At 32.9% G+C, this 14372-nt stretch carries 14 protein-coding genes; 9 read left to right on the top strand and 5 right to left on the bottom strand.

Features of this window, described 5'->3' with window-relative positions; translation table 11 throughout:
* The first annotated feature begins 3 nt into the window (after positions 1-3).
* On the top strand, positions 4-1629 hold the full coding sequence (locus JOOMADRAFT_RS04770) for a S41 family peptidase (RefSeq protein WP_008611681.1): 1626 nt from the start codon (positions 4-6) through the stop codon (positions 1627-1629).
* Between the two features lie 17 nt (positions 1630-1646).
* On the opposite strand, the gene JOOMADRAFT_RS04765 is transcribed toward JOOMADRAFT_RS04770, so the two are convergent.
* From JOOMADRAFT_RS04765 to JOOMADRAFT_RS04745, 5 genes are all read right to left on the bottom strand, one after another.
* Entirely contained in the window at positions 1647-2198 is a 552-nt protein-coding gene (locus JOOMADRAFT_RS04765; RefSeq protein WP_008611679.1) for a CopD family protein, read from the bottom strand.
* A 39-nt stretch (positions 2199-2237) separates the two neighbouring features.
* Complete coding sequence (locus tag JOOMADRAFT_RS04760; RefSeq protein ID WP_008611674.1) at positions 2238-3599, bottom strand: MATE family efflux transporter; 1362 nt, start codon at positions 3597-3599, stop codon at positions 2238-2240.
* Between the two features lie 6 nt (positions 3600-3605).
* Positions 3606-4634, bottom strand: coding sequence for a ferrochelatase (hemH, locus tag JOOMADRAFT_RS04755; RefSeq protein ID WP_008611673.1), 1029 nt, complete (start codon positions 4632-4634; stop codon positions 3606-3608).
* 242 nt (positions 4635-4876) lie between these two features.
* Positions 4877-5653, bottom strand: coding sequence for a ThuA domain-containing protein (locus tag JOOMADRAFT_RS04750; protein WP_008611672.1), 777 nt, complete (start codon positions 5651-5653; stop codon positions 4877-4879).
* Between the two features lie 26 nt (positions 5654-5679).
* Positions 5680-6537 carry an AraC family transcriptional regulator gene (locus JOOMADRAFT_RS04745; protein ID WP_008611671.1) on the bottom strand — a complete coding sequence of 286 codons (858 nt, stop codon included), beginning with the start codon at positions 6535-6537 and terminating at the stop codon, positions 5680-5682.
* A gap of 236 nt (positions 6538-6773) precedes the next feature.
* Here JOOMADRAFT_RS04745 and hemA point away from each other — a divergent pair, with 236 nt between their 5' ends.
* The 8 genes from hemA to JOOMADRAFT_RS04705 all read left to right on the top strand — a co-directional run bounded on the left by hemA (position 6774) and on the right by JOOMADRAFT_RS04705 (position 14347).
* Entirely contained in the window at positions 6774-8027 is a 1254-nt protein-coding gene (gene hemA / locus JOOMADRAFT_RS04740; RefSeq protein WP_008611670.1) for a glutamyl-tRNA reductase, read from the top strand.
* Complete coding sequence (gene hemC / locus JOOMADRAFT_RS04735; RefSeq protein WP_008611669.1) at positions 8024-8941, top strand: hydroxymethylbilane synthase; 918 nt, start codon at positions 8024-8026, stop codon at positions 8939-8941. The genes hemA and hemC overlap by 4 nt, the downstream gene beginning before the upstream one ends.
* 148 nt (positions 8942-9089) lie before the next feature.
* The gene (locus JOOMADRAFT_RS04730) at positions 9090-10832 is read left to right on the top strand and encodes a TrkH family potassium uptake protein (protein ID WP_008611668.1); all 1743 of its coding nucleotides are present in this window, start codon (positions 9090-9092) and stop codon (positions 10830-10832) included.
* Positions 10833-10959: 127 nt separating this feature from the next.
* A complete protein-coding gene (locus tag JOOMADRAFT_RS04725) occupies positions 10960-11652 on the top strand; it encodes a potassium channel family protein (RefSeq protein ID WP_008611667.1) in 693 nt (230 codons plus the stop codon).
* An 11-nt stretch (positions 11653-11663) separates the two neighbouring features.
* Positions 11664-12308, top strand: a complete 645-nt coding sequence (locus JOOMADRAFT_RS04720) for a uroporphyrinogen-III synthase (RefSeq protein ID WP_008611666.1) — start codon at positions 11664-11666, stop codon at positions 12306-12308.
* A gap of 91 nt (positions 12309-12399) precedes the next feature.
* Entirely contained in the window at positions 12400-13428 is a 1029-nt protein-coding gene (gene hemE / locus JOOMADRAFT_RS04715; protein ID WP_008611665.1) for a uroporphyrinogen decarboxylase, read from the top strand.
* Positions 13415-13924 (top strand): DUF6973 domain-containing protein, encoded by a 510-nt coding sequence (locus JOOMADRAFT_RS04710; RefSeq protein ID WP_040879544.1) that lies wholly within the window; start codon positions 13415-13417, stop codon positions 13922-13924. The genes hemE and JOOMADRAFT_RS04710 overlap by 14 nt, the downstream gene beginning before the upstream one ends.
* Positions 13925-13948: 24 nt before the next feature.
* Entirely contained in the window at positions 13949-14347 is a 399-nt protein-coding gene (locus tag JOOMADRAFT_RS04705; RefSeq protein WP_008611661.1) for a hypothetical protein, read from the top strand.
* Positions 14348-14372 lie beyond the last annotated feature (25 nt).

The following is a 14372-nucleotide window of genomic DNA, read 5'->3' as shown; positions in this document are numbered from 1 at the left end:
CATATGTTAAAAAACAAAAGCTATTTATTGCCACTATTTATATGTGCAGCCTTGGCAGCAGGTATTTTTATTGGCGGAAAATTAAACTTTAACGATAGTCCTGAAAGACTTTTCTCTACAAATTCCAAAAAAGACAAACTAAATCGACTAATAGATTACATTGACTACGAATATGTAGACGATGTTAATACCGATAGCATTGTAGATGTTACCGTTAATAATATTCTGGATAAACTAGACCCACATTCCGTATATATCCCAAAGGCACAAGTTGAAAAAGTGGCCGAAAGTATGAAAGGGGATTTTGTTGGTGTTGGAATAAGCTTTTATATGTACAAAGACACGCTAGCCGTTATTAAACCAATAAAAAATGGTCCAAGCATAAAAGCAGGTGTAAAAGCAGGCGATAGAATTTTAGTAGCAGATACCGATACCTTGTATGGAAAAAAACTTAGCAGTCAAGAAATTGTAAACACTTTAAAAGGGGATAATAAAACCAATGTAAAACTTACTATTTACAGACCCTCAGAAGATAAAATAGTAACGCTAACTATAAAAAGGTCTGAAGTTCCTTTAAAAAGTGTGGATGCTTTTTACATGATTAACGAGAATTTTGGATACATAAAAATTAATCGTTTTGCAGAAAGCACCTACAAAGAATTTAAAGAAGCACTCAATTCACTTCAAGAAAAAGGGATTGATAAACTAGCCTTAGATTTAAGAAATAACCCTGGAGGCTATCTAGGCATTGCAGAGCAAATTGCAGATGAGTTTTTGGAGGACGATAAATTAATTTTATTCACCAAAAATAAAAGTGGTGCAATTCAAAAAGCATATGCTTCAAAAAAAGGAGACTTTGAAGAAGGCGATATATATATTTTGATAAATGAAAAATCTGCTTCTGCTAGTGAAATTGTTGCTGGAGCGATTCAGGATAACGACCGCGGAACAATTATTGGTCGCCGTTCTTTTGGAAAGGGACTCGTACAACGAGAAATGGGACTAGGAGACGGTTCGTCTGTCCGCCTTACTGTTTCTCGCTATTACACTCCTACTGGAAGATCTATTCAACGCTCTTATGAAAACGGAACTAAAGATTACTACCAACAGTTTTATAAAAGGTACGAAAATGGAGAACTTCGTTCAGCAGACAGCATTAAAGTAGCAGATTCTCTTATTTTTAAAACTCCTAAAGGAAAAATTGTATACGGGGGTGGTGGAATTATTCCTGATGTTTTTGTGCCAATAGAAGGGAGTCAGGAAGAGGCTTGGGTTAATACCATGCTCGATTCTGGATTTATGTCGTTTTACGTTTTCGAATACCTTGATAGAAACCGAGATATTTATGCAGAAACTTCTGAAGAAGATTTTATAAATAATGTAAACATAGATGAAGAAACTGTAGATGCTTTTCTTTATTACGCTGAAGATAGAGGTCTACAAATAGATCTAAACCCATATCGAGAGAATTTAAAACTGCATATAAAAGCTACCTTAGCCGAGCAATTATACGGAGAAAATGCTCAACAACAAATCTTAAAAGATAGCGATCCAATGTTGCGGGCGCTACTTCATGTTGACGATGTAGAAGGAGAAAATACTATTGAAGATGTTTCTGTAGAACAATAACACTCCTTATAAAATTATTATGCCTCCGGATTTTTATCTTGAATTCTTTTGTAAAGTTTAATCCCAAGCATCAATAATATAGCTAATAAAAAGATTCCTATTACCCCAAAAATCCAATTAATACTATTTTTAAGAATCACTAAAAAAACTACTGAAAAAAGGATAATTGTTGCACCTTCATTCCAAATACGCATAAAACGAGAAGTGTATTTTACATTATCCACTTGCAGTTGTTTAAATATTTGATGTGTTTTTAGATGATATAAAATCAGTAAAAAAACAAACAGTAGTTTTACATGCATCCAGCTTTGCTGTAGAAATGCTGGAGCTAAAATAAGCAACCAAATAGCAAAAATTACTGCGAGAATAGCAGAAGGCCAAGTAATAATAAACCACAAACGTTTTGCCATTAACTTAAGTTGCTTTCCTAGAATTTCTTTCTCTGGTGAAGGCTTATAAAAAGCTTCTATTTGATATACAAAAAGACGTGGAATATAAAATAGTCCAGCAAACCAAGTGATTACAAAAATTAAATGTAAAGATTTTATGTAATTGTAATAATCTACCATTTTATATCCTTTTCTATAAACAAATGTACTAACAAATAACTAAGCCTCTACGGTTGGAGTAACCTTTAAAGTCCGTTTAATTTCTCTATTTAAAAAATACCCTGTTACAATAGTAGCCAATGTATCTGCAATAGGAAATGAAATCCAAACTCCTAATTCTCCATAAAAATTTGGTAAAATTAATATAAGCGGAATAAAGAAAAAACCCTGTCTTGTTAACGTAAGCAACAAGGCTGGAGTTGCTTTTCCAATAGCCTGAAAATATGCAGAACCTATTAGCTGAATAACCACAATTGGTGTAGCCATAAAAACCCATCGCATTGCTCCTGGTGCTTTTGAAAGAACCTCTCCGTCATTGGTGAAAATACTGGTAATGGTTTCAGGAAAAATCATTATCAAAATAAAAATTAAAAACCCCAAAATCATAGCGTATTTAATGGCTGTATTTATAGATTCTCGAACGCGTTGGTATTTTTCGGCTCCATAATTAAACCCTGCAATTGGTAAGAAACCTTGCGTAATTCCTAAAACTGGAAATAATGCAAACATAAGCATCCGTCCAATAATGGCATAAACGGTAACCGAAGAAGCGCCGCCAAGTTCAAATAAAATATTATTCAAAAACAGATATGTAACACTTACCACTGCTTGTCGTGCAAGCGTAACGCCTCCCAAAGAAGCTATTTCAGTAACAATATTTTTATTCAATCCGAAGTGAGTAAATTTAATTTTCAGTTCTGAATTTTTCGATAAAAAGAACCACAAAATATATACAAAACAACAAATATACGACCCCGAAGTAGCCCATGCAGCCCCTTCCATTCCGTAATCCAAAACATTGATAAAAAGGTAATCAAAAATTAAATTTCCTAAGGATGGAATAATCATTGCCACCATAGCAAACTTAGGCTTTCCTTCAGCTCTAATTACATTATTACCAAGCATGGAAAGTGCTAAAAATGGAACCCCATACAATACAATTTTATAATAGATTTTAGCAGGCTCAAAAATAGCTCCCTTTCCTCCAAAACTTGGAATAATACCATCAATAAAATATAAGCCTCCCACAACAAAAATACTGGTAAGCAAAAGCGTTAATGTAATTTGATTCCCAAAGGTTTTCAAAGCTTTTGAGCTGTCTTCTGCTCCTAATGCCCTTGAAATAATAGACGAACCCCCAATTCCAATAGCCATTCCTAAAGCGGCAATAAAAAAAGAAACAGGCAACACTACATTGATGGCGGCTATGGCCACAGAGCCAATCCAATTTCCTACAAAAATAGTATCAACTAATATATTTAGAGACATTACCAGAATCCCTATAGACGCTGGAACAGCCTGTTTTACCAACAGCCTTCCAATGGAATCTGTCCCTAATTCTTTAGATGTTGTTTTTGCCATTTTATGCTATGCGGTTACCGTATTGTGCGCCCACTCATCAATCCAACGAGAAAGCACTTTTATCCATGCCTCATCATCATTTAAACAAGGAACTAGATGGAACTCCTCTCCCCCATTTTCTTTAAATTCATGACGTGCTTCCATTCCAATTTCTTCTAATGTTTCTAAACAATCAGAAACAAAAGCAGGGGTAATTACAGCAAGTTTTTTAATTCCTTTTTCAGGAAAACTATTAATAGTTTTATCTGTAAAAGGTTGTAACCAAGGATCGATTCCTAAACGCGATTGAAAAGAAGTGGTATAACTTCCTTCTTTTAATTCTAAATATTCGGCAACTTGTCTTGTAGTTTCGTAACATTGATGACGATAACAAAATTGATGTGCAGGTGATGCCGTTTGACAACATTGTCCATCTATTTTACAATGAGATTTTGTAATATCCGATTTTTTTATGTGTCGCTCTGGAACTCCATGGTATGAAAACAACACATGTTCCCAATCTTTATCTTGTAAGTTCTCCTGAATAGACTCTGCCAATACACGGATATAATCTGGATGATTATAAAAAGCAGGCACATTGGTAAACTGCATTTCTGGGAAATGCTTTTGACGAATTTCTTCTGCCAACACCAAAATAGTTTCCGTAGTAGCCATAGCAAACTGCGGATAGAGAGGAATTAGCAACACCTCATCTACTCCTTCATTTTTTAAAGCCTCCAAACCACTATGTATAGAAGGGTTTCCGTAACGCATAGCCAAAGCTACCGGCACACTCGTAAGCGCATCTACTTTATTTTGTAAGCGTTCGGAAAGCACAATTAATGGCGAACCTTCTTCCCACCAAATCTTTTGGTATGCAGCAGCCGATTTTTTCGGTCGCGTATTTAAAATAATGCCTTTTACAATAAACGTACGTAACCATAAAGGCATATCTATTACGCGTTCGTCCATTAGAAATTCTTCTAAATATTTCTTTACATCTTTTGGATCTGTAGAATCTGGAGAACCCAAATTCACTAATAAAACTCCCTTCATGAATGCTACTATCTATATTTACCCGATAATCGAGATTTGAATGCTCCAAAGTCTGCCCTTAGTTTAACGAAGAGCTTGCTTCGGAATGTTTTTTAATTTTTCCTTTTGATACCTCGTCAACTTATTCCGAGGTAATTTACTTTGCAAAAGTACTCTTTTTGATGTTTTTATAATGCCTGTTTCCCCGTTTAGATTTTTATAGTATCATAGAAATTATCAATTCATATTTTACGAAATTCGTCTTAGCTTTTCCTATTTAAACAATAAAAAATCCCACCTAATACGTGCTCCACAAATAATGGCTCAGAAAAAGATTCGATGGAATGTCCGCCACCAGTATAAAAAGAGCGTCCTCCATCAAACTCATGGTACCAAGCAATTGGATGGTTTTCTCCATTGGTTCCTCCTTTATAAGAAGATTCCTCTAAATTCATCAACACATGAATAGCTGGATTGATATTTTTAAAATTATACCATTCATCTTTTCTAACCCAAGACTCGGGAAGCATTTTTGTGGAGATATGATTTCTATCTAAAACCTTGATTGTTGCCTCTGGCGTACCACTTGGATGGTTTTCAAAGTAAGCGCCTACTAGTTTACCATACCAAGGCCAGGTATATTCGGTGTCAGAAGCCGCATGAATCCCCATAAAACTTCCTCCCTGTTGAATATATTTTTTAAAAGCATCTTGTTCTGCATCGCCTAAAACATCTAAAGTTGTAGACAAAAACATGACCATATCATATTTTTTTAAATTCTCTGTAGAAAACTGCAATGAGTCTTCGGTATGGTCTACATAAAAATGATTTTCTTTTCCTAATTTTTTAATTAACGCTACTCCTGCTTCAATAGATTTATGTCTAAAACCTGCTGTTTTTGTAAATACTAAAACATGCTCTTCTGAAGCAACTTCTTCTTTTTGAATTGCAAAATCAGTTTCACTTTTATTATTTGCTGATGAATTTTCTTTACATCCTATAAAAATAAGTAGGATGAAACTGAATAATAAATGTTTCATTCTTGGTGTTGGTTTTGTGTTCTAATTTATTGATTTAATGCCATAATATATTTTTTAGGCGTAGTTCCATACTTCTTTTTAAAAGCAGCAATAAAATGACTAGCCGTACTATATCCTACTTTTAAACCTACTTCATTTACATTAGAGTCGCCTGTTTCAAGCATCTTACGAGCATATTCCATTTTATAATCAAATAAAAAACTATAAACAGAATCTCCATAAACTTGTTTAAAACCTTCTTTTAATCGTTTTAAATTAAGTCCTATCTCATCCGATAGCTCTTGTAATGAAGGCGGTTCTGCCATTCGGGCAATAACTATATCTTTTGCTTTTCTAATACGGCGTACGTTATCTTCGTCTATTAAAAAAGGGCACTGTTCTATATCTGCATCTTCAGGCTTGTTAAAATAAAGACCTAACAACTCGTATACTTTCCCTTTTAAATACAAACTTTTTATAGACTGATGGAGGTTATAATTCATCATCTGACTCAATACCACAGACATTACAGGTGTAATTGGAGAGGTGTTGTAATACTTTTTATCAATATTGTCATCATCCAGAAAATGAATATAATTTGCTTCAGAAGAAAACAAAGAATGAAACTTTTTTATGGGAATCAATATTGAGATTAACCAAGTTTTAGAATTTAATTCTAGATTAATTGGTAAATCCCGTTGCGGATTATAAAGTATCAATGCTTCCTCCTCTTTTAAGTCCAAGGCATAATTTCCTTGATTAAAATGAAAGATAGCACTCCCTTTTAAGCAGAAGTGAAATTGAATAAAACTACTATCTATTTGCTTAGTAATATGCTGAATATCATGAGCTTCATTTTGAAGCTTCAATAATGTAAATCCATCTTCAATTATAATTTCCTCCATAGCACTTATAGCGTTATTTTTTAAACTTACATTTGTAGTAAAAACAAATCATATTATTTAGAATTGTTCTAAACAAATAATTCGTCAATCACTTAATTCACTTCAAAAATACGGTATTTTGCGGTATATCAAATCAAAAGGCGAGTGTTTTTCCTAAAGCGACATAAAAAGTTCTTCTAGCGTTATTTTTATAAATCTTTAAAATATAATTTTGCTCCGACTTCAGAAAAAACTGAATGGAAGCTTATAATATTTCAAAACATAGATCTTTTTACATTATCGGAATTAGCTACAAAAAAGCTGATGCCGGATTGAGAGGAAAATTTAGTTTGGACGAAACTGCAAAGAATGCGCTTTTGGATCAAGCTCAATCTGCTGGTATAGATGGTATTTTGGTAACGTCTACTTGCAATCGAACCGAAATTTACGGATTTGCTCAACATCCTTTTCAATTAATACAATTGTTGTGCGGAAATTCTAACGGAACTGTAGATGAATTTCAGCAAATAGGTTATGTGTATAAAAACAACGAAGCTATTTCGCATTTGTTTAGAGTTGGAACAGGACTTGATAGTCAGATTCTGGGAGATTTTGAAATTATCAGTCAGATTAAACAAAGTTTTATTGCTTCAAAAGCACGGAACCTTACCAATCATTTTTTAGAACGTTTGTGTAATTGTGTAATTCAAGCAAGTAAACGTATTAAAAATGAAACAGAAATTTCTTCGGGGGCTACCTCTGTGGCTTTTGCTTCGGTACAATATATTTTGGCCAAAATTCCAAACATTTCAGAAAAGAATATTTTATTATTCGGAACGGGAAAAATAGGTCGCAATACCTGTGAGAATTTAGTAAAGCACACCAAGAACGATCATATTGTTTTAATTAATAGAACAAAAAATAAAGCCGAAAAAATTGCTGGGAAGTTTAATCTTATTGTAAAAGAATACAGCGATTTACAGGAAGAAATAAGAAAAAGTGATGTCCTTATTGTGGCAACGGGAGCACAGAAGCCTACCATTGCAAAAGAACTTATACATACTTCAAAAGATTTATTAATTTTGGACTTGTCTATCCCCCAAAATGTAGATACAAATGTAGAAGAGTTAGAAAATATTACTTTGGTACATTTGGATCAGTTATCAAAAATTACAGATGATACGCTAAAAAGAAGAGAGCAATTTATTCCAAAAGCAGAAAGTATTATTGAAGAGGTAGAAACTGATTTTAAACATTGGTTAGAAACAAGAAAATTTGCCCCCACAATTAAAGCTTTAAAGAAGAAGTTAAAAACAATGAAAGATGCTGAAATTGACTTTCAACGTAAAAAAATCAACGATTTTAATGATGAACAGGCAGAAATTATCAGCAATCGAATTATTCAGAAAATTACAACACACTTCGCCAACCATTTAAAAGACAGTTCGAACACCTCCGACGAAAGTATTGAACTAATTAAAAAAGTGTTTCAATTAGAGACTTCAAAATGAATAACGTAATTAGAATTGGAACTCGCGATAGTGAATTAGCACTATGGCAGGCTAACCATGTAAAAGATTTATTAGCAAAAAACGGATTTGAGTCTGTTATTGTTCCTGTAAAATCCGATGGAGATCTTATTTTAGATAAACCATTACACGAATTAGGAATTACAGGGGTTTTTACAAAAACATTAGACGTAGCTATGTTAAATGGGACTGTAGATATAGCCGTTCATAGTATGAAAGATGTTCCTACAAAACTCCCTAAAAACATTGTAAAAGCAGCTGTGTTGCCTAGAGCAAATACTTTTGACATATTATTACATAAAGACAAACCAAAAGAGTTTGCCAAACATGCTACAATTGCAACAGGAAGTTTACGTAGAAAAGCGCAATGGCTTAATAGATACCCAAAGCACACTATTGTAGATTTACGTGGGAATGTAAATACCCGATTAGAGAAACTACAAAACAACGACTGGAGTGGAGCCATATTTGCAGCCGCAGGATTGGAAAGAATTAATTTAAAACCACAAAATCATACGGTACTAGATTGGATGATTCCTGCTCCGGCACAAGGAGCAATGCTAGTGGTGGCCATGGAAAACGATAAATCCACACGCAAGGCTATAGAAACATTAAACGATTACGAAACTGACATCTGCACCACTATAGAGAGAGAATTTTTAAGTACTTTAGAGGGTGGCTGCACGGCACCAATTGGGGCGCTTGCAGTAATAGATATTGATTATGTAACTTTTATTGGTGGTTTGTTCTCTTTAGATGGAAAACATAAAGTAACCGTAGAAAAAAGGATTCTCATAGAGAATTGCGAAGGCCTTGGTGCCTTATGCGCTCAAGAAATCCTTAAAGAAGGTGGTGAAGAAATTATGATAAAACTTAAAAAAGAATTAAGCTTATAAAACCCTCACAGAAGGTTTTATAACAACCAAGCTCCGTACTGAGCTGAGTCAAAGTATAGTTGCCTTTAGAAGAGGAGTTGAATAAAGCGAAGGGATTGTATAGATAATGATTCTTTACTTAATTATATAAAAAATTAAATTTACTCGTGTGAAAAAATTAAGTCCACAAAGACTGTTTTTCTTAATAATTGACTTTATCGTGATTAGCTTTCTAATTTTCGATTTTGGCTTCTTTGTGTACGAAAAATTTAGAACACATAAACTTATTATTATAAGTGCTTTAATTTTAATTCTTTTAGGCACTAATATATATCGTTATTTTATTCAAAAAGACAAAACCAGAAAGCTCATAAGCCTTACGTACGTAAGTATCTTTGCTTCTGTTGTGTTACTTAGCATTTTTGTATATATTTTTGCTTCTCACCATGTTTTAGAACATTATTTATATAAAATAAAACCCTTTTTAGAAGGTGCTTTACTACTTTATTTAGTATTAAGACTTACCATTTTAATCAGGTATTTATACAGTGTATATTTCAACCCAGCTATCTTATTTGTAGGTAGCTTTTTTATATTTGATTTGTTAGGAGCGTTTTTATTAATGCTCCCAAAAGCAACTACAGTTGGAGAAATTAACTTTATTGATGCCTTTTTCACCTCCACAAGTGCCGTTTGTGTAACAGGATTGGCAGTTATGGATACCTCAACAGATTTTACACTTTTTGGACAGGGAGTTATCCTATTTTTAATTCAATTAGGCGGATTAGGAATCTTAACTTTCACTTCCTTTTTTGCTTACTTTTTTAAAGGAGGATCTTCTTTTAAAGAAACGCTGTATGTAAAAGACTACGTAGCTTCGGAAACGCTAAAAGACACTTTAAAATTTGCAATGAATATTGTGCTTTTTACTTTTTCCTTAGAAGGGATTGGAGCTATTTTTATATATTTTTCTATTGATGATTTATCAAAATTAGAACATCCTATATTTTTTAGCATCTTTCATTCTATCTCAGCATTTTGTAACGCAGGATTTTCTAATGCCCCAGATGGACTATTTAATGAAAATTTACGTTTTGATTATCCATTCCAATGGGTAATTATGTTCCTCATTATATTTGGAGGTTTAGGCTACAATATTGTTTTCAATTTTTATAATTACATCAAACTATATATCTTAAATCTCTTTACCAAAGAGCACAAAAAATATTTAGTAAGACTCCTTACACTAAATTCTAAAATAGTAATGGCTACAACGCTACTGTTGCTTTTAGCTGGGTTTACTTTTTTCTATTTTTCTGAAGGAACCAATACACTTGGAGAACACCATACTGCTTTTGGAAAAATAACAGCTACGGCATTTCAAGCTGTAACCCCGAGAACTGCGGGCTTTAACACCATAGATTATTCTCATTTAACAATGCCATCATTACTATTTGTAATATTATTAATGTGGATTGGAGGTTCGCCAGCATCTACTGCAGGAGGTATTAAAACTACTACCTTTGCATTAGCAACTTTAAATATTTTTGCCATTGCTAGAAATAAAAAAAGAATAGAAATTGGAACCAGATGTATTAGCAATGCCACGTTGAACAGAGCTTTTGCTATTGTTTCTATTTCGTTAATAACTATTGGTATTGCTATTTTATTGTTACTGTTTTTTGAACCAGAAAGAGATTTGATTTCTGTTGCTTTTGAATCGTTTTCTGCATACAGTACAGTTGGACTAAGCTTAAATCTAACGCCTTATTTAAGCTATCCAAGCAAAACGGTTATTATTGTTGTAATGTTTATAGGGCGTATAGGAATGCTTAATATTCTTATTGGATTTTTAAGACAGATGAATAATCAGTTTTATGAATATCCAAAGGAAAATATATTAATTAACTAATTATGACCTCCCCACAAAGGGATTAAGTATAACCAAGACCTGTGCTAAAAGCATTTTAAAAAGTAGAAATTGCTTGCATAATTATTGAAAGTATTGAAAATTGAATGTTTAACTTAAATTTATTAGCGTGAAGATTATCATCTTTGGTTTAGGAAATTTTGGAAGTTCTTTAGCTTTAAAGCTTACCGAATCGGGAAATGAAGTAATTGGAGTAGATCTAAAAATGGAGAAGGTAAATCTATTAAAAGATAAAATTGCCCACACCATTTGCTTAGATGCAACCAACGAATTGGCATACGATTCTCTTCCGTTAAAAGACACACATATTGCAGTAGTTGCTATTGGAGAACATGAAGGAGCTGCTATTATTACCACTGCAATTTTAAAAGAAAAATTTTCAGCTAAAATTATCAGTAGGTCCCTATCTCCTGTGCATGACACCGTACTTAAAGCTATGGGAATTGAGCATATTATCCACCCAGAGCAAGAAGCTGCTGCAAATCTTACAGGAAAAATAAACTTAAGAAATGTACTCGATAATTTTAATTTAGATGATGAATATTCGATTTCTGAAGTAAAGGTAAATGACTCTTTTCAGGATAAATCGCTTCAAGATTTAGATTTTAGAAAACAGTATAATTTAAATGTTGTTACCATTATTCGCCCTTGCAATAAAAAGAACTTTTTAGGAAATCAGTTAAAGAAAAAAGAAGTAATTGGACTTCCTGCTAATGATACTAAAATAAAAAAGGACGACCTGCTAATTGTTTTTGGTAGGAATGAAGATATTGCAACCTTTGGAGACGCAATGACTAACTAATTTTTTGATATATGATAGAAATATTGAGCACCAAAAAATTAACCAACCCTCAAAAAGAACTATTATTAAAAGAAAATATAAATTGCTTTGATGAAGATTTCATTAAAATATCACCCATAGAATTTGAAAGTCCGACTGTTATAGAAAATGCAATTTTTGCAAGCAAAAATGCAGTTAAATCAATTCTTGATCGTGAAATTACAATAAAAAATTGTTTCTGTGTAGGAGATAAAACGGAGGCCTACTTAAAGAAAAAAGGCTTTTCTGTAACAGAAAAATCATATCAAGCACAGGCATTGGCAGAGCAGATTGTAAGAAAGCATTCAGAAAAAGAATTTACCCTATTCTGTGGAAACATCCGTAGAGAAGAATTGCCAAAATTGTTAAAAAAGAATCAGATAAAACTATCAGAAATTGAAGTTTATAAAACAGCCTTAACTTCAAAAAATATGATTCGTACTTATGATGGTGTCCTCTTTTTTAGCCCCAGTGCAGTAGAAAGTTTTGCGCAACGAAATTTATTTGAAGAAACCACAGTTTTTTGCATCGGTAAAACCACCGAGGCTGAAGCTAGAAAACACACCAATAACATTATAACAGCAAATAGAAGTACTATTGAGAACGTTATTATTCAGGTTATAAAACATTATAAGTAAACTAAAAAAATTTAACGCTAAATATTGGAGCATTCAAATCTCGGTTATCGAAAAAAAAATGCTTAGCGCATAATTGGATTATAAAAAAGACATGATAAAAAACGATTTATTTTTAAAAGCCCTCAAAGGAGAATCTGTAAGCAGACCACCAGTATGGATGATGCGTCAAGCTGGAAGGTATTTGCCAGAATTTATGGCACTCAAAGAAAAATACGATTTCTTTACCCGTTGCCGTACACCAGAGTTAGCAGCAGAAATTACTGTACAACCAATTCGTATTGTAAAACCAGATGCTGCTATTCTTTTTTCCGACATTTTGGTTATTCCACAGGCAATGAATATTGAGGTAGAAATGAAACCTGGTGTTGGCCCATGGCTTCCAAACCCTATTCGTTCTGCTAAAGATGTAGAGCAAGTTATTGTTCCAGACATTAATGAAGAATTAGGCTATGTTATGGATGCTATTAAGCTTACCAAAGAAATGTTGAACAATGAAGTTCCGCTAATAGGTTTTGCTGGTTCTCCATGGACTATTTTATGCTATGCTGTAGAAGGTCAGGGCTCTAAAAGTTTTGACAAAGCCAAAGGTTTCTGCTTTTCACAACCAGAAGCTGCACATGCTTTACTTCAAAAAATAACAGATACTACCATTCTTTACCTAAAAGAAAAAGTTAAAAATGGTGTCAATGCAGTACAGATTTTTGATTCTTGGGGTGGAATGCTTTCTCCTAAAGATTATCAAGAGTTTTCTTGGAAATACATTAATCAGATTGTAGAAGCCTTGGCAGACGAAACCGAAGTAATTGTTTTTGGAAAAGGATGTTGGTTTGCACTTGGAGATATGGCCAAAAGTAAAGCTTCTGCCTTAGGAGTAGATTGGACATGTTCTCCTAAAAATGCACGCTATTTAACTGGCGGAAATATTACTTTACAAGGTAATTTCGACCCGTCAAGATTGCTATCTCCTATCCCTACCATCAAAAAAATGGTTCATGAAATGATTGATGAGTTTGGAAAAGATAAATATGTTGTCAATTTAGGGCACGGTATTTTACCACATATCCCTGTTGACCACGCCAAAGCATTTATTGAGGCGGTTAAAGAATATGAGCATAAATAAAATGAATGTTGGGCGAATTATAAAATCGCTTTCTTGGAGTCAGTTAATCCGACTTTTAGGCATTGCTATTTCTCGCCCAATTTTGTTTTATTGTTTTATAAAAGCAACTAAAAAATGTATTTCTATTACCACAACACACTTTGGAAATACACACCATAAAAATAATATTGCTAATGCCTTCAGGCATGCACTATGGACTTTTTTAATTATTAACTTTAGTTTAAAAGCGGGGAAAAATATTAAAAAAAGCACCTCATGGGCAAAATTTATAACCGATTGGCACGAAGATACTTTTATAAACAATCCGCTTGAAAGGGCTATGGATATTCATAATAATACTGTTGGAATTTGTTTTGCTGAAAAACAATATTCGTCTAATAAAAATCTTGAAATATCTATTACTAGTTTGTTAGACAACACGAATGAAGCAATTCAAATAACAAATTTAGATGAAATAAAATTAGCAAACAACAAGCTTGTTTTTATTGATACATAGACAAAAATATAAACGCTGAACATCATGCTAAGCAAAGGGTTAAAAGATGAAGAAAACGAACGATTAAGTCGCATTTTAGAAAGTTTATTAAACATTGAATTTGTTCCAGATTTATGGGAAAAAGAACAAAGGCAAGAAGTAGATAAACAATTAGAAACTGCTTACTTATTATCTATAAAATTTATTATAGAAACCAATGTTGATATATTGTTAGAAAAGCTTCATACTCAAAATTTATCCTTTGAAAATTACGAACAATTAGGAGATTTACTATTGAAAATTATTGAAGTTGAATCCAAAGAAAATCAATCAAACCTAGCAGAAAAAACAATCGCTATTTATGAATACGCTCAATTGGAAAGTAAAACTTTTTCTTTTGATTTAATTCAGAAAATACAAAAAGCGCAATCCTACAGGTTATAACTATTCAAGAGAAATAAAACCCTCC

Source organism: Galbibacter orientalis DSM 19592 (genome assembly GCF_000260115.1).
Taxonomy (GTDB): domain Bacteria; phylum Bacteroidota; class Bacteroidia; order Flavobacteriales; family Flavobacteriaceae; genus Galbibacter; species Galbibacter orientalis.
This window is presented reverse-complemented; position numbering and strand designations above follow the sequence as displayed.

Bases quoted from the DNA above. Each gene is read 5' to 3' on its own strand.
- hemH (WP_008611673.1), bottom strand. From the start codon at position 4,634: ATGAAGGGAGTTTTATTAGTGAATTTGGGTTCTCCAGATTCTACAGAT.
- JOOMADRAFT_RS04745 (WP_008611671.1), bottom strand. From the start codon at position 6,537: ATGGAGGAAATTATAATTGAAGATGGATTTACATTATTGAAGCTTCAA.
- JOOMADRAFT_RS04760 (WP_008611674.1), bottom strand. From the start codon at position 3,599: ATGGCAAAAACAACATCTAAAGAATTAGGGACAGATTCCATTGGAAGG.
- JOOMADRAFT_RS04750 (WP_008611672.1), bottom strand. From the start codon at position 5,653: ATGAAACATTTATTATTCAGTTTCATCCTACTTATTTTTATAGGATGT.
- hemA (WP_008611670.1), top strand. From the start codon at position 6,774: ATGGAAGCTTATAATATTTCAAAACATAGATCTTTTTACATTATCGGA.
- JOOMADRAFT_RS04720 (WP_008611666.1), top strand. From the start codon at position 11,664: ATGATAGAAATATTGAGCACCAAAAAATTAACCAACCCTCAAAAAGAA.
- hemC (WP_008611669.1), top strand. From the start codon at position 8,024: ATGAATAACGTAATTAGAATTGGAACTCGCGATAGTGAATTAGCACTA.
- JOOMADRAFT_RS04710 (WP_040879544.1), top strand. From the start codon at position 13,415: ATGAGCATAAATAAAATGAATGTTGGGCGAATTATAAAATCGCTTTCT.
- JOOMADRAFT_RS04705 (WP_008611661.1), top strand. From the start codon at position 13,949: ATGCTAAGCAAAGGGTTAAAAGATGAAGAAAACGAACGATTAAGTCGC.
- JOOMADRAFT_RS04765 (WP_008611679.1), bottom strand. From the start codon at position 2,198: ATGGTAGATTATTACAATTACATAAAATCTTTACATTTAATTTTTGTA.
- hemE (WP_008611665.1), top strand. From the start codon at position 12,400: ATGATAAAAAACGATTTATTTTTAAAAGCCCTCAAAGGAGAATCTGTA.
- JOOMADRAFT_RS04770 (WP_008611681.1), top strand. From the start codon at position 4: ATGTTAAAAAACAAAAGCTATTTATTGCCACTATTTATATGTGCAGCC.